This window comes from Pseudomonas sp. Tav-5-1A, assembly GCF_055755055.1.
The window spans coordinates 3,097,512-3,118,913 of sequence record NZ_CM146901.1 but is presented as its reverse complement, the minus strand read 5'-3'; the positions used below and the strand labels follow the sequence as shown (position 1 = coordinate 3,118,913).

Below are 21,402 nucleotides of genomic sequence, written 5' to 3'. Positions count from 1 at the left end.
ATCCCGTAGCCGCTGCCGCCAGGCTGCGCTGGCCTGTGTGTTCGCTGACAATCTTCAGCGTGGCTCAGGGCCAGCGCAGCCTGCGGCAGCGGCTACGGTAGGTGCGGGATCGCCAATGCCCACTTACACTGGGAATCCTTACCCCCACCATCAAGGAAGAGCAGCATGAAAAAGGTCATCATCGATTCGGACATGGGCTGGGACGACGTGCTGTCGATCGCCTACCTGATGAAAGACCCCGGCATCGAGATCATCGGCCTCACGGTCACCGGCTGCGGCGAAACCGACCTGGGCTGGGGCACCATCATCGCCCAGCACCTGCTGGGCATCGGCAACCACAGCCACGTGCCGGTGGCCCGTGGCACCGACGTGCCGCTGGCCCTGAACAATGTATTTCCGCAGCTGTTCAAGAACGACATGAACGACATCATGGGCCTGCTGGGCAGCCTCAACCCCAAGGAACTGCCAACCCTGTCGCCGAAACCTGCGTGGGAGTTCCTGCATGACACGCTCAAGAGCGCCACGGGCAAGGTCACCATCCTGTCCCTGGGCGGCTTCACCAACTTCGCCAAGCTGCTGGACCTCAAGCCCGCCGCCAGCGACCTGGCCAAGATTGAACGCATCCATGCCATGGCCGGCGCCGTGTACGTGGACGGCAACGTCGCCGCCCTGAACGGCGCCCTGCCCGCTTGGGACCAGGGCAGCCGCTACAGCAGCAACCACTACGCCGAATGGAACGTGTTCGTCGACCCGCTGGCCACCGATCGCCTGCTCAAGTCCGAACTGCCGCTGACCCTGGTGCCGCTGGACGCCTGCAACCAGGTGATCCTCGATGCTAGCTATGAGGCGAAAATCACCGCCACCGACCCGGTCGCCAACCTGGTGCGCGGGATCTTCGACAAGAAGACCCACGAGAACGCCGAGGGCAACCTGCCAGTCCCGATCTTCGACCCGCTGGCTACCCTGCTGATGACCGGCGCGGTGACGGCCAACAAGGTCGACAGCCAGTACCTGTCGGTGGAGTTGGGCGAGGACGAGCATGACAACCATTGTGGGCAGCTGCGGGTGGAAACCAGCGGTTCGCGCAAAGTGGACATTGTGCTGGGCGTGTCGCAAACGCAGTTTGCGCGGCAGTTCGCGCAGGTCATAAACGGCGCTTGAGAGGGCGGGGGGCGCGACTGTCATTTCTATCAGGTTACGCGCAGCCGGTCTTGGCTGAAGATAGCCCTATCGGGCGTTCACGCCCAGACCCTACGGGATGACCAGCAAATGACCGCAAACCCCACACCACCTTTGGTGGCCTATGTAAACCAGACGTTCTACAAACCTTCGCTCGGTACTTTCGCCGACTGTCAGGTGCTGGCGGGCCGCCTGGCCTTCGGCGATACGGTCGAGATCATTAACGGGGCCCAGCCAACTCCAGCGCAATGTACCGGTATCAGCGTCTCGCAAGTGCCTGGACTATGGCCGGTACCTGAATGCGAGCGTTCCCAAAGCGTCTTGCTGGGGTTCAAGGACCTGCCACAGCGAGACATCGAGGACGGATTCTATATTACCTCGCCCGGCGCCGATGTTTTGCGCAGCACCTTTCAGGGAGCAATTTCCAACCTCTCCGCGTTGCCTTTGGCGAACGGCTTTACCCCGCAATGCAACTTGCACGGCAATTCGGTAACAGTTCGACTTACGTTTGCTGCGGGGACGGGGCCAATCTTGCCTGGCGAAACCTTGGCAGGCGTCACGCTGCAGTTGGTACGCCCCGCGTATGCCGCGCTCGACGAGACCTATTATCTGAGTAACGCCAACCAGGTCGTAGCAAGCGTCAAGGTCACAGACCTGTAGAACCTGCATCCACCCGGGTCTACTGCACCGGTAGGAAATTCAGGAACAACAGGCTCTGGGCGTAATTCAGACCTATCCGTCTATATCGTTCGTCCAGCATCTGCGCCACAAGGTCCAGCCGCGCGACGATCTTGCCGAATTCGGTGGCGAAGCTCAGGTTGCTGCCTTCCTCGGATATCGCGTTGGAGAACAGCAACGGCTCGCCCTGGGCGTCCTGGCGCTGGCCGAGCAGCCAGGTGGCCTTCTCGATGTTGCGCGCGGCGTTGTTGATGAACCGCGGGTTGAGGCTGTCGGTCATGTAGAACGCCAGGCGGTTGCCGTGGGCGGTCACCAGCATGCTGCCGATGGCGTAGATGAACGCGCCTACGCGGTCACCGAGGAATTCCGGGCTCATGGCGTAGCTCAACGCCGCCAGGTCCTTGCGCCCGCCCAGTTGCGGCAGCGGCTGCTGCTGTTCGATGGCCTGGCGCACCTGGCGCTCGGCGGTAGCGGCATCGAGGAAGCCGGAGCGCTTCCACTGCGCGGGGTTGCGCAGGTACAGCTTGTTCATCAGCAGGTACAGGCTCTGCAGGTTGTCGTGCATGGCCAGGGTGGCCATGCGGTCGACGCTGGTCTGGAAGAACTCGTCGGGCTTGCCATTGCCGATCTGCGTGGCAATGTCCTGGCCGGTCTGGCGGCTGCACCCTTGCACGGCAAGCAGGCAGGCCAACAGCGCCAATAAACGAGGCAAGGCGGAAAACGTCGAAATCATCGGGCTGGGCGGGGTGTCCTGGCGACGGCAGTGGCAGGTATAGAGGGCCAAATCGGCAAAAAGTGCGATCCACCGGCAAAACCCGACAAGAGGCCGCCATCGCCCAGCAATTGGTCGGGATTCACGGCGCTGTCATCCGCAGCGCTTTGTGATTGCCCGCAGACCCGGTACCCTCTGCGTTCACGCCCTCCAGGATGAAGCCCTTGATACCGCTGCAGACGCTGCCGGTCCTCGACCCCACTGCCACGTGCGACACCTGCGCCGCCAAGTGCTGCCGCCTGGAGGTGATGCTGATCACCGACACCGGCGTGCCCGAGCGCTTCATCGCCACCGATGACTGGGGCTCGCAGACCATGGCGCGCCTGGATGACGGCTGGTGCGCGGCCCTGGACCGCCGCACCATGAGTTGCAGCATCTACCGCGTACGCCCGCTGATCTGCCGGGAATTCGAAATGGGCGGCAGTGACTGCCTGGAAGAACGCCAGGTGCCCTGACCGCCCCTACCGCCTCATACCATCGCCCGTGGGCGCGGCCGCACGTGGCCCAGGGACGAGCGAATGCGCCCCACCAGCGAACTGGCCCCGTGCAGGTTGTCGTAATGGAACACCGCCGTGGCGCGGATGCCGTTGGGGTCGGCCGGCAGGTTGGTGTGCAGCGAGCGGTAGCCCCAGAACAGGTACATGTTCCCCGGTTCCATGGCCACCTGGGTAAAGCGCTTGTTGCCCTTCTGGTAGGCGTTGATCAGGTAGCGCTGGCTCCAGCGGTTGTCGATCTTCAGCTTGTCCAGCAGGTTCATGGCGTAGGTCTCGCGCAACGGCCGCTTGCTGGGCAGCATCAGCAGGTCGCCCTTGGCGCCCTCGGGCAGGCACACCGGCATGATGGTGGTGAGCACGTAGGAATCGTAATGGAAGATCATCGATTCGCGCCGGCCGCTGTCCCCCACCAGGCAACGCAACACTTGGTGCAAACCGTCGTCATTGGCGGCACGGCCAGTGGCCTGGGTGACCACGCGCTTGCACAGGTCGAGCATGACCGGTGAACGCCCCCAGTCATACAGCGTCGAGCCCATCACCGCCTGCTGCCCGGTCAGGGCCACATAGCTATTGCCCGCTGCGGCCACCGAGCGCCTGACCAGCCCGCGTATTTCCTCCAGCTCCTCGGGGCTCGCCCAGTTCGGCAGCACCGCGTACCCCTGTTGATCAATGGTTTGCGTCAATGCCTTGATCTGTTCGTCACTGAAATAGGTGTATTGCATGTCCATCTCCCCAACTCTCTTTTGACCCAAGGTTGTTAGAAGCCGCCAGTCGCGCGCCCAGCCGCGTGCCGTCCCAGGGGCAGTGCGTCAAGGCAGGTTCATCCAGCGGGCATATACAGGACAGTGCATCGAGGTGGGCGCTCCCACCTACGGCCGGGCAGTGTCGATTGATCCTTGAGCTCAGGCCTCTATGGCAGGCGAGGCGAATCGGCAGACAAGCTAAACCCGGCTCGTTGTGCGGTTACGGCTGCTCTGGTGGCAAGACACGAGCGGGCTCGTCCCTGACCTGGTACTGATCACGCCCAGGTCGCGCTGAAGCACTTCGCGGCCGCCCGGCACGCCAGGGAGCTCCCTACCGGCCTGCCGGCTGACCGCCGCTTCACAATGTTCATCCTTGGTACCGCGGCGCCCCTTTAAAGGCGCAACCTGCGGCGTTGAAGTGAGACTAGCAGTCGTTATCACTTGGACCTAACGAAGATGAAGAAATTGTCATGCCAGTCGTCGACTTGGAATGGATAAAAACCAGAAATGAGCTACCCGCCAAATATCCGTCAGCGAAGTGCTACTGCGGTGAAACACATGGGTAGCTGCGCGGCACGATTTTCGTATTGGTCGTAGGCCTCTTCGCGGTTGGAATGGGGGTATTCCTGGAAATGGCGAAGCTGCAGGCCTGCCCGAATCAGCGCGGTGAAGATCTCGCCCAGGGTGTGGATGTGCCAGTAGGAAGGAGCCGCCATGGCCGGGGCATCGCCTTCATAGACGATGGCCTCCTCCAGCACCACGGGCGTGGCGCGGAAATAGGAATCGCTGGGGCTGAAAGGGTCCACGCCTGCCGGGTCGAACATTTCCAGGAACGGATGGGTCTCGTAGATCACCAACTGGCCACCGGGCTTCAGGGTGCTGGCCACGCACGCCATGAACGCTTGCAGGTCCGGCATCCAATTGAGCACGCCGATGGTAATCAGCGCGACATCGAACGTGCCTTGAAGCTCGACCGGCAGGTGGTGAATATCGGCCTCGATGAACTCGGCGGGGTGTGAGGAGGCTGCGGCCAGCTCACGGGCTTGCTGCAGAAATGCGACCGATTGGTCTACACCCACGGCGCGGCGTGCGCCCATGGCCAGCAGCGACAGGGTCTCGCGGCCGTTGTTGCAGCCCAGCTGAATGACGTCCCTGCCCTGCACGCCCACCTCCTGCAGGCATTGGGTAAGGGTGGTGTCGAGGCAGGAGTAGCGTGGGTCCTTGAAACTGGCCAGCAGGCGTTGCCAGGCCGGGGTCTGGCGATGCAGGTCGGCCGAGGCGTCCCAGGCGTGCTTGTTGCTGGCGATCATGTGCGCGGCAGTCGGGGTCGTCATGACAGGGGCTCCTTGTAGGGCGCCCAAGATAGCACCGCTTGCCCAGGGCATTCATTGCACGGGTTGTTTCAAGGAGTATCCAAACCCACGCCATTCCCGTAGCCGCTGCCGGAGGCTGCGCTGGCCATGGGGGCTCCTGGAGATCTCCAGCGCACATCACGGCCAGCGCAGCCTGGCGGCAGCGGCTACAAGGTTGGTGACAAGCCGCTAACGGGCTTCCAGCACCTGCACTGCGCAGCAGGCGATGCGGCGGCAGGCTTCTTCCAGGCGTTCGGCGTCCTGCACAAGGCCCATGCGCACGTGGCCGGCGGCGCTGGGGCCGAAGGCCTCCCCGGCCAGCACCGAGACGCCATGCTGGTCCAGCAGGCGGTCGGCGAAGGCCTGGGCGCTGAGGCCGGTCTCGCGGATGTCGACCATCACGAACATGCCGCCGTCGGGCTTCACCGCGCGCACGCCGGGGCAGCCTTCCAGCGCCGCGCACACCCGGTCGCGGCGCTGGCGGTAGGTGTCGCGCATGGCCGCCACTTCCGGCAGCGGCGCCTCGATGGCGACCTGGGCGGCGTGCTGGACGAAGTCCGGCAGCCCGTAGAGCATGCACAGCGCCAGGTTGCCCAGGTGGCCGGCCAGCTCCGGCGGCGCCACCACCCAGCCGACCCGCCAGCCGCTCATGGCGTGGGACTTGGACAGGCTGTTGAGGGTGGCGGTGCGCGCCGCCATGCCCGGCAGGCTCGCCGGACTGATGTGTTCACCGTCATACAGCAGCTCGCTGTAGACCTCGTCGCTGATCAGCCACAGGTCGTGCTCAATGCACAGCTGCGCCACCGCCTGCCAGGTGGCGCGCGAGAGGCTGGCGCCCGTGGGGTTGTGGGGGCTGTTGAGCATCACCGCGCGGGTGCGCGGGCCGATGCGTGCGGCAAGGTCGGCGGGCTGCAGGGCAAAGCCATGCTCAGGCCGCAGCGGCACCGGCACCACCCGGGCACCACAGGCGCCGAACACGGCTTCGTAGGTGACGTACATGGGTTCGGCCACCAGCACCTCGTCGCCGGCCTCCAGCAGGCATTGCGCCACGCTGAACACCGCGCACTGGGCGCCCGGCAGCACCACCACCTCGTCGGCATCGACGGCGCGGCCGCTGCACTGGCCATGGTGGCGGGCGATGGCCTGGCGCAGGGCCAGGTTGCCACGCACTTCGGAATAATGGGTATGGCCGGCGCGCAGGCTCTGCACGGCAGCTTCGACCACCGGGGCCGGGGTGTCGAAGTCCGGGTCGCCCACCGACAGCAGGATCACGTCCTGCCCCTGTTCGATCAGGCGCAGGGCGCGGTAATGGATGTTCCAGGCGGCGGCGCCGTCACCGGCGATACGTTGGGTCAGGGCGGAATAGCGCATGCACATTTCCCTTATGCAGGCTTGCGGCCCCTGACCCTACCACCACTGCGGGCGCAGTTACATCATTGGTTAGATCACGAACCGCGCGACCATGCCGCTGAGGCCCACGGCCAGGCGCGACAGCTCGTGGCTGGCGGCGCTGGTCTGGTGCGCGCCGGCAGCAGACTGGTTGGCCAGGTCGCGGATGTTGACCAGGTTGCGGTCCACTTCGCGGGCCACCTGGGCCTGCTCTTCCGAGGCGCTGGCGATCACCAGGTTGCGCTCGTTGATCAGCGAGATCGACTCGGTGATCTGCTGCAACGCCGTGCCGGCCTGGCGCGCCATGTCCAGGGTGGATTGGCTGCGCTGGCTGCTCTGCTGCATCGACTGCACCGCTTCGCCAGTGCCGGTCTGGATGCCGCTGACCATCTGCTCGATCTCGCGGGTGGACTGCTGGGTGCGATGGGCCAGGGCCCGCACTTCATCGGCCACCACGGCGAAACCACGGCCCGCTTCCCCGGCGCGCGCCGCCTCGATGGCGGCGTTCAACGCCAGCAGGTTGGTCTGCTCGGCAATGGCGCGAATCACGTCCAGCACCTGGCCAATGTCACGGCCCTGGGCCGCCAGGCCTTCGATCAGCACCGAGGTCTGCTGCACGTCCTGGGTCATGTGCTGGATGGCGCCGACGGTCTCGCCCACGCGGTCGCGGCCTTGCAGCGCCACCTGGTTCGACTCCTGCGAGGCCTGGGAGGTGGACACGGCGTTGCGCGCCACCTCTTCCACCGCCGCGGTCATCTCGTTGACCGCCGTGGCTGCCTGCTCGATTTCCTGGTTCTGTGCCAGCAAGCCCTTGGAGGCTTCCTCGGTCACCGCGCTCAGCTCTTCCGCCGCCGAGGCCAGCTGGGTGGCGGAGCCGGCGATCTGCTCGATGGTCTGGCGCAGGTTAGCCTGCATCTGGCCCAAGGCCTTGAGCAGTTGCGCCGGCTCGTCGCTGCCTTCGACGTGGATAGGCTGGGTGAGGTTGCCGTCGGCAATGGTCTGCGCCGCCTTCACGGCCACCTGCAGCGGGTTGACGATGCTACGGGTCAGCAGCCAGGCCAGCAGCACGGTCATCAGGCAGGCGAGCACCGAGACGATGATCACCCAGGTGTTGGCCAGGCTGTACTGGGCGGCGGCTTCCTCGCCGGCGGCCTTGGCGCCCGCCTGGTTGATGGCCACCAGGCGGTTGAGCTGGTCGCCCATCTTGTCGGAACCGTCTTTGATGCCGGTGTTGAGCAGGGTGCGCATGTCTTCCAGTTTGTTTTGGTGCGACAGGTCCTGCAGGCGCGATTGCAGTTGCAAGTAAGTATTCAGCGAGCTTTCAAACTCGCGGTATAACCCTTGTTCTTCCGCCCCCGCCGGCAACACCGCGTAGTTGCGTTGGGCTTCTTTCAACTTATTAACCAGGACGCCCATGCGTGTGTCGGTATCGGCAATCATCTCCGGTTCACGGTTAACCAATAAACGGAAAGAAGTGACGCGCAAACGTACAACACCCTCGACCATGTTTCCAAGATAACCGACGCTGGGTAGTTGATTGGTCTGCATGTCGATGGACGCCTGGCGAATGATGGCCATGCGGTTGGAGGCGAACACCCCCAACGCCACGACCAGCAAGGCAATAAAGGCAAAGCCGAGGAAAGCACGCGGGGCGATGTTCAGATTTCGTAGGGACATGAGGTAGCTCTCGACAAGAAGGTGGTACGGCATCCCTGCGATCCGATGAGGCACGCGCCACGCGCGCCGGAAAGTCACGTGGCTTGCCAGAGCTATCGGCAGAACTTTAGAAAAATGAGGCGGTTATTGAAAATAAATCGAGATTTCATTAACTAATGAGAGGTGAAACGTTTGCGCTCAAACCTATGGCACATTAATACCACTGCCACCGGTCGGGGATTTTATGACCTGCATCAAAAAACACGACTTGCGGATGATATTTAATTAAAAAAACTCCCCTGTAGTGCCCTTGGCAATGCTACTTTTACAGTCTTGAAAGGGTCGGGGACAGCACGCCGCTCGAAGAATTCCGGCGCACCGGCCAGGCTGCACGATGCAGAGGTGGCATATGAACAAGATGACCTTTCCCAACGCCTGCCAGGTCATGCGTTGGCACTTCCACCCCATGGGGTTCGAGGGCAGCATGGACGCGCCCAGCAGCATGGTGGCACGACTTTTTGACCGGGCCAGTGGCGAGACCTTGATCGCCATTGCCGGTATCCCCTGCGCCACGGTAATGAACGCCGCCGATGTGGAGCGCATCATCGAGGCGGTAGAAGCGGAGCTGGAGGCGTTCGTGCCGCCGCATTCGTTGTCGGCGTTTGGCTGAACGTCCCCTGCCCCACAAAAAACCGATGCCATGGCATCGGTTTTTTTATGCTCGCTCCTGTAGCAACGGCCGCCAGGCCGCGTCCGGGGCACCGCGCGCGCCTCTGACGCAGCTTTCGGCAGCCGCTACATCCTGTGGGAGCTGGCTTGCCAGCGAGCTGTTGGGCCATAAAAGCTCGCTGGCAAGCCAGCTCCCACAAGACAGTTGCTGCTACGTGGGAGTGCGCAGGTCATCGAAGAACGGTTTGTCGCCGGCCACGTTGTCGGAGGCGCGAGGCAGCGCCGCGCTGTCCTTGGTGGCCGGTTCCACGTACCAGTAGCAATGGCTGACCGCCCGCGTCACGGCCACGTAGGCCAGGCGCAGGGTTTCGTCCTGCTGGGCCTTGTCGTAGGCCTCCAGCTCGCCGGCCTTGCCCAGCCCTGCCGCGCGGTACACCTGGTTCTTGTATGGCGAACGGGTGACGTGCTGGCAGTCGCCCAGCAGGAACACCGCGTCGGCCTGCAAGCCTTTGGCGCTGTGGTAGGTCAGCTGCTTGATCTGCCGCTCGCCGGCGGGCCTGGCCTGGTCGCGCTGCAGCAGGGGCAACAGGTGCTCGGCGGCCGCGGCGCGGTCGCTGCCCTTGCGGAACAGCAGCAGTATCGAGTCGCCGCGCTGGTAGTGCTCGGCCACGGTCAGGGCCATGGTCTCGTCGTCGCGGTCCAGTACCCGCACCGGGGTCAGGGTCTCGGGCTGCTCGCCAGCGGCACGGGCCTTCTTGCCGGCGATGGCCGGGGCGTTGCGCACCAGGTGTTCGGCGGCGTCGATGATGTGCTGGTGGCTGCGGAAGTTGTCGGCCAGCATCACGCGGGTGGTGGCCGGCGACGGGAACTGCTTGGCGAACTCCATGAAATACTTCGGCGAGCTGCCGCGCCAGCCGTAGATCGACTGCCAGTCATCGCCCACGCACAGCAGCGATGAATGCTGGGCCACGCGCCCCACCGACAGCTGCGGGCCGCGGCTGCGGATCTCGCGCAAGGTGGCGCGCAGCCAGGAGACGATCTGCGGCGACACGTCCTGGAACTCGTCGATCATCAGGTGCGACAGCGGCCGCAGCATCTCGTCGCCCAGCTGCCGCAGGTTCTCCGGGTTGTTCTCGCCGAACAGGGCGAACATGCGGTTGTAGGTCATCACCGGCGGTGACTGTTTGAGCAGGTGCGCCTCGAAGGCCTTCCAGTACAGGCTCAGCGCCTCGAAGAACAGCCGGTCGGTGTCGTCGCTGGGGAAGCTCATCTGGTTGACCGCAACCGTGACGTCCAGCCCCAGGTTCTCGATGAAACCGGCGGCGCCGACAAAACAGTCCAGCAGCGGCGCGGCCACCAGCTCCCCCTTCACTTTATAGTCGAAGCCCGGCCCCGCCACGGCGTCGGCGGCCAGTGAGCCCAGCAGGCGGCGCGCCTGGGCGTAGTTTTCCAGCCAGATCACCGGTTTCGGGCAGAACGCCTGGAACAGCGTGCGCTTGATCACCCACTCGGCCCACACCGGCAGCTTGGCGCCGGGGCGCTTCATTTGCTGGTCCTGGGACGGGTCGAAGCCCAGCACCACCCAGGCGTCCATCTCGGCGATGTAGCCGTGGAAGTGGAAGCGGCTGCCGTTGATGTCCACGGTCTCGCGGCTGGGCTCGATGCCCTTGATTGGCCAGGCGCCGGCGTTGAACCACAGGTCCTCGACCAGGTCGCAGAGTTCTTCGTCGCGGCGCGACGACAGCTCGGTCACCGCCACGCGTTTCTGCACGTCGGGGTGGTCGCGGTCCAGTTCCTTGAGCTGCAGGGCCTGGCGGCGCAGCTGGCCAATCAGCTCGGCGAAGCGCTCGTTGCCCTGCATCAGGTCGCGGTAGGCCAGGTTCATCTGCTGGCGCTGGGCGTCGTTGAGGCGCAGGTCGAAGGGGTTGCTGTCGGCGTCTTCCTCGGCCCCCGGCAGCGGCGCCTGGTTGCTGAGGTTCTCGAACGCACGCAGCTGGCCGAAGCCCGGCAGGCTGCGCACCAGCGGCAAAATGCGCGAGTGGAAGGTGCGCACCACCTCGCGCACCTGCTTGCCGGTGAGCTGATAACCCCACAGGCCAAACACCTGCAGCACTTTATTGATGAAGTCCTTGCGCGACTCGCGGGTGAAGGTCACCACGGTCAGGGCATCCAGCTCCATGCCCAGGTAGTGGTGCAGCACCAGCATGCGCAGCACCAGCGAGGTCGACTTGCCGGCCCCGGCACCGGCGATCACGCAGGTGGACGGGGTGTCGCTGAAGATCAGCTTCCACTGCGCGGCGCTGGGTTGCGCCGCCGCTGGCAGGCGTTCGGCGACGTCGGCCTTGATGCGCTTTTTCAGCTCGGCGGTCAGGCCCAGCTTCCAGGCGTCGAACAGGTAGTCGTCCACTCCCGGCACGCCGTGCTCGTCGGGGCGCGTGTCGCGGATCACCAGCACCTGCTGGCCTTCCTCGAAGCCCTCTACCCGCCCGCGCTCGTAACCTTCGCGCAGGCCCTCGCCGTGGCCGCTACGCTGGCCGGCCACGTGGCCGTGGAACCAGGAGTCGCGGTGCTGCGCGCTGAGGCGGCTGAGGCCGCGGCCCAGCAGGCGCGCCACCAGGCGTTTGAGCAGGGGCAGTTGGGCGGGAGGGACAAGTTCTGCGGGGAGTTCAGACACGCGGGCACCAGCATGGATTCTGTAGCCTCAGACACTGCCAGCCAAACCTTGATGAATCAAGCGTTTACCGCACAAACCTACAAACGGCCGCAATCCCGTAGCAGTGGCCGCAGGCCGCGTCCCGGGCGTTGGGATAGGTAGATGGCCGGACGCAGCCTTTGGCAGCTGCTACGGGGTTGTATCTATTTAGTTGATTGGTTTGGCGAATTTTTTACGCTTTTTTTCGATCTATGAAAGAGGGACACTAGCTCCGTGATTCAAATCTTCCACTTAAGGAGTGCACCATGATCCAGCTCAGACCTTTCGCGTCCTTGGGTGGCGCCAACCACGGATGGCTCGACGCCCATCACCATTTCTCGTTCGCCGAATACCATGACCCCAAACGCATGAACTGGGGCAACCTGCGGGTGTGGAACGACGACGTGATCGCCCCCGGCACCGGCTTCCCGCAGCACCCGCACCGCGACATGGAAATCATCACTTACGTGCGTGAAGGGGCCATTACCCACCAGGACAGCCTGGGCAACAAAGGCCGCACCGAAGCCGGTGACGTGCAAGTGATGAGCGCCGGCACCGGCATCGTCCACAGCGAGTACAACCTGGAAAAAGGCGCAACGCGCATCTTCCAGATCTGGATTATCCCGGACAAACGCGGCGAAGCACCGTCGTGGGGCGCCCGGCCGTTCCCCAAAGGCGAGCGTGGCGAAGGCTTCGTGACGCTGGCCAGCGGCCGTGCCGAGGATGATGTGAGCCTGCGCATCCGCGCCGATGGCCGCCTGGTGGCCGCGACGTTGAAAGCCGGCGAAACCGCCGAGTACGTGGTGGACGAAGGCCGCAAGGCCTACCTGGTGCCCGCCACGGGCGTGATCGAAGTCAACGGCGTGCGCGCCGTGGCCCGCGATGGCGTGGCGGTGGAAGACGAGCGTGTGCTGCGGGTGACCGCGGTGGAAGACGCCGAAATCGTCCTGGTGGACGTGGCGTAAACGAAAAAGGGCCTGCATTGCAGGCCCTTTTTTTATGCGGCAAACGCGGCGTATCAGCTGATGGCAGCGTCTACCAGCACCTGCGCCTCGCCGACCAGGCGCTGCAGGTGCGCCTCGTCGACAAAGCTTTCGGCGTAGATCTTGTAGATGTCCTCGGTGCCCGACGGCCGCGCGGCGAACCAGCCGTTGGCGGTCATCACCTTCAGGCCGCCAATGGCCTGGTCGTTGCCCGGCGCGTGGCTGAGGATCTGCTCGATCTTCTCACCCGCCAGTTCGGTGGACTTGACCTGCGCAGGCGACAGCTTGCCCAGCGCGGCTTTCTGCGCAGGGCTGGCCTTGGCTTCGACGCGGGTGGCGAACGGTTCGCCCAGGTCGCGGGTCAGTTCCTGGTAGGCCAGGCCCGGGTTGCGGCCGGTGCGCGCGGTGATTTCCGCGGCCAGCAGGGCCGGGATCAGGCCGTCCTTGTCGGTGGCCCAGACGCTGCCGTCGCGACGCAGGAACGAAGCACCGGCGCTTTCTTCACCGCCGAAGCCCAGCGAGCCGTCGAACAGGCCATCGGCGAAGTACTTGAAGCCCACCGGCACTTCATACAGGCGACGGCCCAGGCGCGCGGTGACGCGGTCGATCAGGCCGCTGCTGACCACGGTCTTGCCCACGGCAGCGTCGGCGCGCCACTGCGGGCGGTGCTGGAACAGGTAGTCGATGGCCACCGCCAGGTAGTTGTTCGGCGCCAGCAGGCCGCCGTTCGGGGTGACGATGCCGTGGCGGTCGTGGTCCGGGTCGCAGGCGAAGGCCACGTCGAAACGGTCCTTGAGGCCGATCAGGCCCTGCATCGCGTAGGGCGAGGACGGGTCCATGCGGATCTGGCCGTCCCAGTCCACGCACATGAAGCGGAACGTAGGGTCGACGTGGGTGTTGACCACGTCGAGGTTGAGCTTGTACTGCTCGGCAATGGCCGACCAGTAGTTGACCCCGGCGCCGCCCAGCGGGTCGACGCCCAGGCGCAGGCCGGCGCCACGGATGGCGTCTAGGTCGATGACGTTGCCCAGGTCCGCCACGTAGGTGTTGAGGTAGTCGTGGCGGTGGGTGGTGCCGGCCTTCAGTGCCTGCTCGTGGCTGATGCGCTTGACGCCCTTGAGGCCGTCGGCCAGCAGTTCGTTGGCCTTGGCCTCGATCCACTTGGTCACGTGGCTGTCAGCCGGGCCGCCGTTGGGCGGGTTGTACTTGAAGCCACCGCTTTGCGGCGGGTTGTGCGACGGGGTGATGACGATGCCGTCGGCCAGGCCCTGGGTGCGGCCCTTGTTGTAGCACAGGATGGCGTGGGACACGGCCGGTGTCGGGGTGTACTCGTCATTGTGCGAGATCATCACCTGCACGCCGTTGGCGGCCAGCACTTCCAGGGCGCTGGCGGCGGCCGGGGTGGACAGCGCGTGGGTGTCGGCGCCCAGGTACAGCGGGCCGTCGATACCCTGGGCTTGGCGGTACAGGCAGATGGCCTGGCTGATAGCCAGCACATGCCATTCGTTGAAGCTTGCATCAAAGGAACTGCCACGGTGGCCGGAGGTGCCGAACGCTACGCGCTGGGTGGACTCGGCGGGGTCGGGCTGGACCGTGTAGTAGGCGGTCACCAGTCGCGGAATATCGACCAGCACGCTGGCTGGAGCTGGCTTACCCGCCAATGGACTGAGCTTCATGCATAACCTCGGAAAAGGGAAATCGGGGACACGTGGGGTCAGTTTACTGGCAGTTTGACCTCGACGCGACGGGTTCGATCCCCACCCCGCATGAAAATTGACACATTGGCAGCCCCCACCGGTTCAGTTGACCTGCCACCATTGCGGCAACAACGCCTTCACCCGTGCCTCGCTGAAGCGGTCGTCAATCAACATCACCACCCCTCGATCCTCCTGCCCACGGATCACCCGCCCTGCCGCCTGCACCACTTTATGCAACCCAGGGTACAGGTAGGTGTAGTCGTAGCCGGCGCCGAAGATCTCGCCCATGCGCGCCTTCAACTGCTCGTTCACCGGGTTGAGCTGCGCCAGCCCCAGGGTGGCGATAAAGGCGCCAATCAGGCGCTTGCCCGGCAGGTCGATGCCCTCGCCAAAGGCGCCGCCCAGCACGGCAAAGCCCACGCCCTGGCTGTGGTCGCTGAACTGCGCGAGAAAATCGCGCCGCTGCGCTTCGTCCATCTTGCGCCCCTGCAACCACAACGGCACCTGCGGGTGCCGCTCGGCCAGCACCTCGGCCACCTGCTGCAGGTAGTCGAAGCTGCTGAAAAACGCCAGGTAGTTGCCCGGCTGGCGGGCGAACTGCTCGGCGATCAGGTCGGCGATGGGCGCCAGGGACGCCTTGCGGTGGTTGAAGCGCGTGGAGATGCTGTCGACGATGCGCACCTGCAACTGCTCGGCGCTGAACGGCGACTGCACGTCGATCCACGCGCAGTCCGCCGGCAGCCCCAGCAGGTCGGCGAAGTAGCGCCGCGGGCTCAAGGTGGCGGAAAACAGCACGGCACTGCGCGCCGCCGCCAGGCGCGGGCCGCTGAGCGGGGCCGGCACCACGTTGCGCAGGTTCAGCTGCGCCTGGCGCCGCCGCCCTGCCCCTTCGCGCTGCTGGATGTCGAACACGTAGTGCTCGCCGTACAGCTCGGCCACGCGGGTGAACTGCAGCGCGTCGAAGTAGAAGTCCAGCCAGGCGCGGTCCAGGCCCTCGGGCTGCTCGTTGAACAGATCGCCGATGGCGCTGACGCAGCGCAGCAGCGCCATCACGAACTTGTCCGGCAGGTGCGCGTAGGCCTGATAGGGCCCCAGCTGGTCCTTGTGCAGCGCGTTCCATTCGCGGTTGAGGCGCTGCAGCGGGTTTTTCAACGCCGCCGGTGGGTCGCGGCGCAGCGCGCCCAGGTGGTATTGGTCGAGGCTGGCGCTGTACATGCCGCGCGTGCGGTCCACCAGGTTGTGCGCCTCGTCGGCCAGCAGCGCCAGGCGCCACTGGTTGGCCTGGGCCAGGCCGAACAGCAAGGCATTGAGGTCGAAGTAATAGTTGTAGTCGCCGATCACCACGTCGGCCCAACGCGCCAGCTCCTGGCTCAGGTAATACGGGCACACCTGATGGGCCAGCGCCACCTCGCGCACCGCCTGCTGGTCTTGCAGGCGCACGTTGACCGCGGCGGCGCGGGCGGCGGGCAAGCGGTCGTAGAAGCCCTTGGCCAACGGGCAGGAGTCGCCATGACAGGCCTTGTCCAGGTGCTCGCAGGCCTTGTCCCGCGCCACCAGCTCCAGGCTGCGCAAGGGCAGGTTCGGGGCGCTGTCGCCCACCTGCCGCAGCGCCTCCAGGGCCAGCTGGCGGCCTGGGGTTTTTGCGGTGAGGAAGAAGATCTTGTCCAGCTGCTGCGGCACCAGCGCCTTGAGCAGCGGGAACAGCGTGCCCAGGGTCTTGCCGATGCCGGTGGTGGCCTGGGCCATCAGGCAGCGCCCAGTGCTGACGGCCTTGTAGACGGTCTCGGCGAGGTCGCGCTGGCCCAGGCGGAAGTCGCCATGGGGAAACTTCAGCTCGCGCAGGGCCTGGTCGCGTTCGGCGGCGCGCAGCATCTCCGCGCGCGCCCAGTCGAGGAACAGCGCGCACTGCTGGTGGAAGAACGCCTCCAGCTCTGCCGCCTGCCAGCATTCCTCGATCAGGGTCTGGCGGTCGCTGTCGACGTCCAGGTACACCAGCGCCAGGTTGAGCTGCGCCAGCCCGTCGCGCTGGCACAGCAGCCAGCCGTACACCCGCGCCTGGGCCCAGTGCAGGTGGCGGTGGTTGGCGGGCTGGCGCTCCAGGTCGCCGCGGTGGGTCTTGATCTCTTCCAGGCGGTTGCGTGCCGGGTCGTAGCCATCGGCGCGGCCGCGCACACGCAGCGCCTGGTACTCGCCCTCCAGCGCCACTTCACTCTGGTAGCCCGCGCCGCGCCCGGCCGTGACCCGGCGGTGGCCGGCCATGCCTTCCTGGGCGGTAGGCGACGGCGTGAAGCGCAGGTCCAGGTCGCCCAGCTTGGCGGTGAATTCGCACAGGGCGCGCACGGCAATGCGGTAGATCACGGCTGCGCCCACTGCACGTAGCAGACCTGCACCGGCATCTGGTGGCGGGCGCAGAAGTCCAGCCAACGCAATTGGTTGTCCTGCAGGCGGTCGCCCGGCCCCTTGACCTCGATCATCTGGTAGCGGCCCTCCTCGGGCCAGAACTGGATCAGGTCCGGCATGCCGGCGCGGTTGGCGGCGATGTCCTGCAGCAACCGTTCGAAGCAGTGCTGCAGGTGCGTGGCGGGCAGGCAGCGCAGGGCCAGCTCCAGCAGCTCTTCGGTGAGCGCATGCCAGTACACGAACGGCGACGCCAGCCCCCACTTGTCGCGGTAGCAGGCGCGGATGCTGTCCTGGTAGCGGCCGTCATGCAACTGCGCCAGGCAGGCTTCGAACAGCGTCGCGCGGCGCTGGCGGAAATCGGGCTGGTGCAGGTCGGTGGGGCCGCTCTGGAACGGGTGGAAGAAGGCCCCCGGCAACGCCGCGAAGATGGCCGGCCAGCACAGCAGGCCGAACAGCGAGTTGATCAGGCTGTTCTCCACGAAATGCACTGGCGCCTCGGGCTGATGCAGGTGCAGCGCCACCCGCTGCTCGACGCTGAGGTCGGGCTGCTGCGGCAACGCCAGTTGCCATTCGTTGACCGCCGCCTTCGGCGCCTTGGGCAGGGCCGGCAGCCCCAGCTTGCGCCGCAGGCGCGGCAGCACGCGGGGAATCTGTTGGGCTTCGGCAGCGCTTTCCGGCGCTGCCAGGGCGCTTTCGGCCAACGCCAGGGCCTGTTGGTACTGCTCGCACAATTCCAGCACCCGCACCCGCCTGGCCCGGGCACCGGGGTAGGCGCACTGGGTATAAATGGCCAGGGCATGCTCCATCAGGCCCTGGCGCTCGCATTGCTGGCCCACGGCGAACAGCAGCCGGTCACGACGGCCCTGCAGCCAGGGGTTGGCGCTATTCAGGGCGGCGATGCGCAGCAGCAGCGGTTCCAGCAGGCCGCCCTCCTCCAGCGCCTGACGGCAGCCTTGCAGCTCGAGGCAGAAGTCAATGTCGGCGCGGCTCTGCAGCCCTCGCGAGGCCGGGTCCAGCTCCACCTGTTCATAGCGGTAGATGCCCAGGTCGGCCAGCACGAACTCCGACCAGTCCTGGCGCAGGTTGCCGAAGAACAGCAGGCGCAGGCGGTCACACAGCGGCCGCACCGGCAGGGAATAGACTTGGTCGTCCAAATTCGGGCACCAGGCGGCGAACGGCTGGGGCGCTGGCGCTGCGTCCAGCAGCTCCGCGAGCATCTGCTCCTTGCGCAGGGACGCGCGGCTGACCTGCCCCTTGAACAGCGCCAGCAGCTCGGTCTTCTGCAGCACCTCGAACAGCTGCGCCAGCGACAATGGCGCGCCACTGTCCACCCAGCCTGCCTGCAACAGCGGTTGCACCGCCTCCCGGGTCGGGCCGATCTCGCCGTACACCAGCTTGCTGGCCCGGTACAGCGGGCCCTTGCGCATCACCATGCGCACCAGCAGCGCCTGGGCGCCGCGCGGCAACTGCGCGAAGCCGTCGAGGAAACGCTGCTCCTCGTCATCCAACAGGTCGGCGTAGCGCCGCCCCAGCCAGTCCAGCACGCGCTGGAAGTTGATGAGGTAGTAGAACGGGTCGTCGAGGTTGCCGGGGGTCACGATCAGTACAAGTGCCGAGGAGAAAGGCACTGGTTATACATACAGACCCACCCTTTTGGCAAAGCCTTTTGGACCGGTGGCCGGTTCAGGGGCTGGCGGTCTCCAGCCGCTTGCGCTCCTCGCCAAACGCCTCGGCCAAGGCCTTCATCAGCGCCTGCAAGCCCTCGTTGTCCAGGCCCAGGGCGTTGATGCGCAGGTAGCGGTCGTGCAACCCATGGGCACTGAACAGCGGCCCCGGTTCCACCACGTGCCCTTGGGCCAGCAGGCGTTCGAACACCCGGCGCATGTCCAGCGGAAATCGGCTGCGCAGCCACAGGCCAGTGCCGCCCGCCGCCTGCACGGCCATCAGGTAGCGACCCAGGCGGTTGCGCACCTGGCGGTCCAGGCGCCACAGCTGTTGCTGCAGGTGCATGCGCAACGCCGGCAGGTGGTCGTCGAGCACGCCCTGGTCCAGCAGGCGTGCCACGGCTTTCTGGCGCAGCGGCGGCAAGCGCATGGCGCGCCGCTGGAACGCGGTGACCAGGGCCCGCGCCGCCCCCGCCGCCAGCAGGTAGGCAAACGGCGCTTCGGCGCCCAGCCAGGGTTCCAGGGAACCGATCACCAGCACCCGCTGGGCCGCCATGGATTCGCGCAGGCTGCGCCCCGGCTCGAAGCCCAGGGCGCCCTGCACGTCGTTCTCCAGCAGCCACACGTCGTAGCGGGTCAACAGCAGCGCCAGGCTGTCAAGGTCGGCGGCCGGCATGCGCGAGCCCTGCACGCTGCTGAAGCCGGCGTCCATCACCAGCAGGCGCACCGGCACGGCATCCAGGTGCTCGCGCACGCAGTTCAGGTCCAGGCGGCCATCGTCGGCCAGCGGCAGCTCAATGATTCGCGCCTTGGCCAGGCGCAACGCCTGCAGGATCAGCGGGCAACAGGGCGAGGCCACCAGTACCGGCTCATCGGCCAGCACCAGCGCCTCGAACAGGATGTCCAGCAACCCGCGCAGGTCGTTGCCCAGGTACACATGGTCACCGTGCCAGGCGTGGCGCGGGCCCTGGGTATAGCGCGCGGCCAGGGCGCGGCGCAGCTCCGGGTCGCCGCAGGGGTGCCAGGCCGGTGCCGGCAGGTTGCCGTACTGGCGCTGCACCTGGCGCTCCAGGCGCAGCAATGGCACGTCCAGGGCAAGCAGGGCCGCCTGGCTGCCCACCTGGCGGCGGTGCTCGGCCTGGATGCGCTGCAGCAGGTCGCTGCCGTCCTTGGCCGGAATGGCCCGGGCCGGTGGCCGTGCGTAATAGCCGGACTTGGCCAGGGCGTAGACCCGGCCCTCGTTTTCCAGCAACGTGTAGGCGTACTGGATGGTCGACACCGACACGCCCAGGCGTCCGGCCAGCGAGCGCAGCGACGGCAGCTTGAACGGCACCCCCGGCTCGCCGGCATCCACCAGCGCCGACAGGTAGCGATACACCGCCTGGTAGGCAAAACCCTGCAGAGATTTGATGGTCATCAGCGGCCACACACCCGTTCCAGTGAAGTTGTCCCGGTGACCGGGTCCAGCGTCGGCACCCGGGCGCCGTCCGGATCACTCGCCCGCAGGCGCGCAATCAGGGTCTGCGGCCCGGGCCCACAGGCGCTGCGCTGGCCATACAGGCGGCGCAGCGCCACGATCGGCAGGCCACTGGTGTCAGCCAGCCAGCGGCCAAGACGCTCGTCGTTGCGGGTGCCCTGCAGCACCTGGTGCAGCGTGGCCAGGCTGTCGACCCGCCGCGGGTGGCACCGCTGCAGGTAGGTCGCCAGGTGCCGGCCGCTGTCGACGAAGGGCGCATGCAGCATGCACACCAGTTGCAGGTCCTCCACCTGGTACGCGGCCCGCCCATGCTCCTCGGCCAGCGCCCGGCGCTCCTGCAGCTTGTGCGGGTCGTCGTAGGCCGACAGCATCAGGTCCACCAAGTGCCCCGGCGAGCCCTTGCGCAGCATCAGTTGGCGCGCGGCCGCGAGGTATTCCGCGACCCCTTCGCCATAGCTGCGCTGCTGCAATTTTTCCGCGCCCAGGCCACGCAGGTGCGCCATCAGCAGCGGGTTGGCGCACGCCGTCTCGCTGAAGCCCATGGCCAGGGCGGAAAAGCGGAAGCCCAGGAACTCCACCAGCAGGCGCCAGTGCTCCTGGGGCGCGGCGGCCAGCAGGTCGTGCATGTCCACCCGACACACCAGTGCCTTGCGCCGCGACCGTGGCAGGCGTCGGGTCACCAGTTTTTCCTCGTACAACTGCCGGTGGAACGCTTCGCCCACCAGGGCAATGACCTCCAGGGCTGCCTCGCCCTTGTCCCGTGGAGCCTCCGCCGCGCCGAGGCCGGCCTGGCGCGCGGCGTGCAGCCCCCAGGCCAGGTAGCGGCGCCGGCGCCCGGGCGGCTGGCCGCAGACCAATGCATGCACGCCGCCGTTCCAGGCCATGGCGCGCTGGTAGAAGTCGGCACGGCCCAGGTAGCAGACATGGCACAGGCCGACTCGCCCCTGCCCACCGCCCAGGTGCCCGGCCACCAGGAAATCCGTGCGGTTGCGCAGGCGCGTGGCGGCGGACAGCGGTGCCAGCGGGTCGTAGGGCTGCACCTGCTGGTCATCCACCACCAGCAACTCCACCCGCGGGTCGTCGTGCAACGACAGCGCCCCATAGCCGCGCTCGATGTTGGCCATCACCTCGGCGCCCATGCCCGAGTGCCGGTAGGTGGCCACCCGCAGCAGAAAGGTCGCCGGGTAGCGCACCGCCAGGCTCAACTGCGCCGCGCGCACCATGGCCAGGCACTGGCCGCTGGTGCTGCCGCCGCCGTGGGCCACCAGCACCTTGAACTGCGACAGCCGGTCCAGCCCGCCGGCGGCCACGCCTATGCGTTGCACCAGCAACTGCAACGCGGCCCGCTGGGCGTGGGTGAAGTGCGCCAGCAAGCGCTCCAGCACCTGCTGGTAAATGCCGTTCATGGCTTCGCGATGAATGACGCTGACGTGATGAATTGACACGCATGACACCGATAAGTGGAGTGGTGATTGACCCTCGAGATGGTAGGTGGGGTGGCCGGGGGAAAAACAGTGACAGTAAAAGCGCAAAAACCAGTGCAGATGCCAGGTATGG

16 protein-coding genes are annotated in these 21,402 nt (G+C 66.1%); 5 read left to right on the top strand and 11 right to left on the bottom strand.

Annotated features, from left to right (window positions below):
- The first annotated feature begins 165 nt into the window (after nt 1-165).
- Nucleotides 166-1,161, top strand: a complete 996-nt coding sequence (locus tag AC0J42_RS14240; RefSeq protein ID WP_473006649.1) for a nucleoside hydrolase — start codon at nt 166-168, stop codon at nt 1,159-1,161.
- 108 nt (nt 1,162-1,269) lie between these two features.
- On the top strand, nt 1,270-1,839 hold the full coding sequence (locus tag AC0J42_RS14235; protein WP_473006648.1) for a hypothetical protein: 570 nt from the start codon (nt 1,270-1,272) through the stop codon (nt 1,837-1,839).
- Between the two features lie 19 nt (nt 1,840-1,858).
- Here AC0J42_RS14235 and AC0J42_RS14230 read toward each other — a convergent pair whose 3' ends face one another.
- Complete coding sequence (locus AC0J42_RS14230; protein WP_473006647.1) at nt 1,859-2,590, bottom strand: hypothetical protein; 732 nt, start codon at nt 2,588-2,590, stop codon at nt 1,859-1,861.
- 212 nt (nt 2,591-2,802) lie between these two features.
- Between AC0J42_RS14230 and AC0J42_RS14225 the strand changes: the two genes are divergently transcribed.
- Entirely contained in the window at nt 2,803-3,084 is a 282-nt protein-coding gene (locus AC0J42_RS14225) for a YkgJ family cysteine cluster protein (RefSeq protein WP_473006856.1), read from the top strand.
- A 14-nt stretch (nt 3,085-3,098) separates the two neighbouring features.
- On the opposite strand, the gene AC0J42_RS14220 is transcribed toward AC0J42_RS14225, so the two are convergent.
- From AC0J42_RS14220 to AC0J42_RS14205, 4 genes are all read right to left on the bottom strand, one after another.
- Nucleotides 3,099-3,845, bottom strand: coding sequence for a hypothetical protein (locus AC0J42_RS14220; RefSeq protein WP_473006646.1), 747 nt, complete (start codon nt 3,843-3,845; stop codon nt 3,099-3,101).
- 551 nt (nt 3,846-4,396) lie between these two features.
- Nucleotides 4,397-5,200, bottom strand: coding sequence for a class I SAM-dependent methyltransferase (locus AC0J42_RS14215; RefSeq protein WP_416424194.1), 804 nt, complete (start codon nt 5,198-5,200; stop codon nt 4,397-4,399).
- Nucleotides 5,201-5,407: 207 nt separating this feature from the next.
- Complete coding sequence (locus AC0J42_RS14210; RefSeq protein ID WP_473006645.1) at nt 5,408-6,589, bottom strand: pyridoxal phosphate-dependent aminotransferase; 1,182 nt, start codon at nt 6,587-6,589, stop codon at nt 5,408-5,410.
- A gap of 69 nt (nt 6,590-6,658) precedes the next feature.
- Complete coding sequence (locus AC0J42_RS14205) at nt 6,659-8,284, bottom strand: methyl-accepting chemotaxis protein (RefSeq protein ID WP_473006644.1); 1,626 nt, start codon at nt 8,282-8,284, stop codon at nt 6,659-6,661.
- A 373-nt stretch (nt 8,285-8,657) separates the two neighbouring features.
- On the opposite strand from AC0J42_RS14205, the gene AC0J42_RS14200 reads away from it, so the two are divergent.
- Complete coding sequence (locus AC0J42_RS14200) at nt 8,658-8,933, top strand: DUF1652 domain-containing protein (protein ID WP_416424191.1); 276 nt, start codon at nt 8,658-8,660, stop codon at nt 8,931-8,933.
- 210 nt (nt 8,934-9,143) lie between these two features.
- Here the strand turns inward: AC0J42_RS14200 and AC0J42_RS14195 are convergent, their stop codons facing one another.
- Nucleotides 9,144-11,606 (bottom strand): UvrD-helicase domain-containing protein, encoded by a 2,463-nt coding sequence (locus AC0J42_RS14195; RefSeq protein WP_473006643.1) that lies wholly within the window; start codon nt 11,604-11,606, stop codon nt 9,144-9,146.
- Between the two features lie 284 nt (nt 11,607-11,890).
- Here AC0J42_RS14195 and AC0J42_RS14190 point away from each other — a divergent pair, with 284 nt between their 5' ends.
- A complete protein-coding gene (locus AC0J42_RS14190; protein ID WP_416424189.1) occupies nt 11,891-12,589 on the top strand; it encodes a pirin family protein in 699 nt (232 codons plus the stop codon).
- Between the two features lie 53 nt (nt 12,590-12,642).
- Here the strand turns inward: AC0J42_RS14190 and pgm are convergent, their stop codons facing one another.
- From pgm to AC0J42_RS14165, 5 genes are all read right to left on the bottom strand, one after another.
- Nucleotides 12,643-14,283 (bottom strand): phosphoglucomutase (alpha-D-glucose-1,6-bisphosphate-dependent), encoded by a 1,641-nt coding sequence (pgm, locus tag AC0J42_RS14185; RefSeq protein WP_473006642.1) that lies wholly within the window; start codon nt 14,281-14,283, stop codon nt 12,643-12,645.
- Between the two features lie 123 nt (nt 14,284-14,406).
- A complete protein-coding gene (locus AC0J42_RS14180; protein ID WP_473006641.1) occupies nt 14,407-16,662 on the bottom strand; it encodes an ATP-dependent DNA helicase in 2,256 nt (751 codons plus the stop codon).
- Nucleotides 16,659-18,302, bottom strand: coding sequence for a VRR-NUC domain-containing protein (locus tag AC0J42_RS14175; protein WP_473006640.1), 1,644 nt, complete (start codon nt 18,300-18,302; stop codon nt 16,659-16,661). Before AC0J42_RS14175 ends, AC0J42_RS14180 begins: the two co-directional genes overlap by 4 nt.
- A gap of 85 nt (nt 18,303-18,387) precedes the next feature.
- On the bottom strand, nt 18,388-19,785 hold the full coding sequence (locus AC0J42_RS14170) for a GntR family transcriptional regulator (protein ID WP_473006639.1): 1,398 nt from the start codon (nt 19,783-19,785) through the stop codon (nt 18,388-18,390).
- Nucleotides 19,785-21,290, bottom strand: a complete 1,506-nt coding sequence (locus tag AC0J42_RS14165; protein ID WP_473006638.1) for a hypothetical protein — start codon at nt 21,288-21,290, stop codon at nt 19,785-19,787. The genes AC0J42_RS14170 and AC0J42_RS14165 overlap by 1 nt, the downstream gene beginning before the upstream one ends.
- Between the last annotated feature and the right edge of the window lie 112 nt (nt 21,291-21,402).

Excerpts from the sequence above, each read along its gene's own strand:
- AC0J42_RS14240 (WP_473006649.1), top strand. The coding sequence starts at position 166 with ATGAAAAAGGTCATCATCGATTCGGACATGGGCTGGGACGACGTGCTG.
- AC0J42_RS14235 (WP_473006648.1), top strand. The coding sequence starts at position 1,270 with ATGACCGCAAACCCCACACCACCTTTGGTGGCCTATGTAAACCAGACG.
- AC0J42_RS14230 (WP_473006647.1), bottom strand. The coding sequence starts at position 2,590 with ATGATTTCGACGTTTTCCGCCTTGCCTCGTTTATTGGCGCTGTTGGCC.
- AC0J42_RS14220 (WP_473006646.1), bottom strand. The coding sequence starts at position 3,845 with ATGCAATACACCTATTTCAGTGACGAACAGATCAAGGCATTGACGCAA.
- AC0J42_RS14215 (WP_416424194.1), bottom strand. The coding sequence starts at position 5,200 with ATGACGACCCCGACTGCCGCGCACATGATCGCCAGCAACAAGCACGCC.
- AC0J42_RS14210 (WP_473006645.1), bottom strand. The coding sequence starts at position 6,589 with ATGCGCTATTCCGCCCTGACCCAACGTATCGCCGGTGACGGCGCCGCC.
- AC0J42_RS14205 (WP_473006644.1), bottom strand. The coding sequence starts at position 8,284 with ATGTCCCTACGAAATCTGAACATCGCCCCGCGTGCTTTCCTCGGCTTT.
- AC0J42_RS14200 (WP_416424191.1), top strand. The coding sequence starts at position 8,658 with ATGCAGAGGTGGCATATGAACAAGATGACCTTTCCCAACGCCTGCCAG.
- AC0J42_RS14190 (WP_416424189.1), top strand. The coding sequence starts at position 11,891 with ATGATCCAGCTCAGACCTTTCGCGTCCTTGGGTGGCGCCAACCACGGA.
- pgm (WP_473006642.1), bottom strand. The coding sequence starts at position 14,283 with ATGAAGCTCAGTCCATTGGCGGGTAAGCCAGCTCCAGCCAGCGTGCTG.
- AC0J42_RS14170 (WP_473006639.1), bottom strand. The coding sequence starts at position 19,785 with ATGACCATCAAATCTCTGCAGGGTTTTGCCTACCAGGCGGTGTATCGC.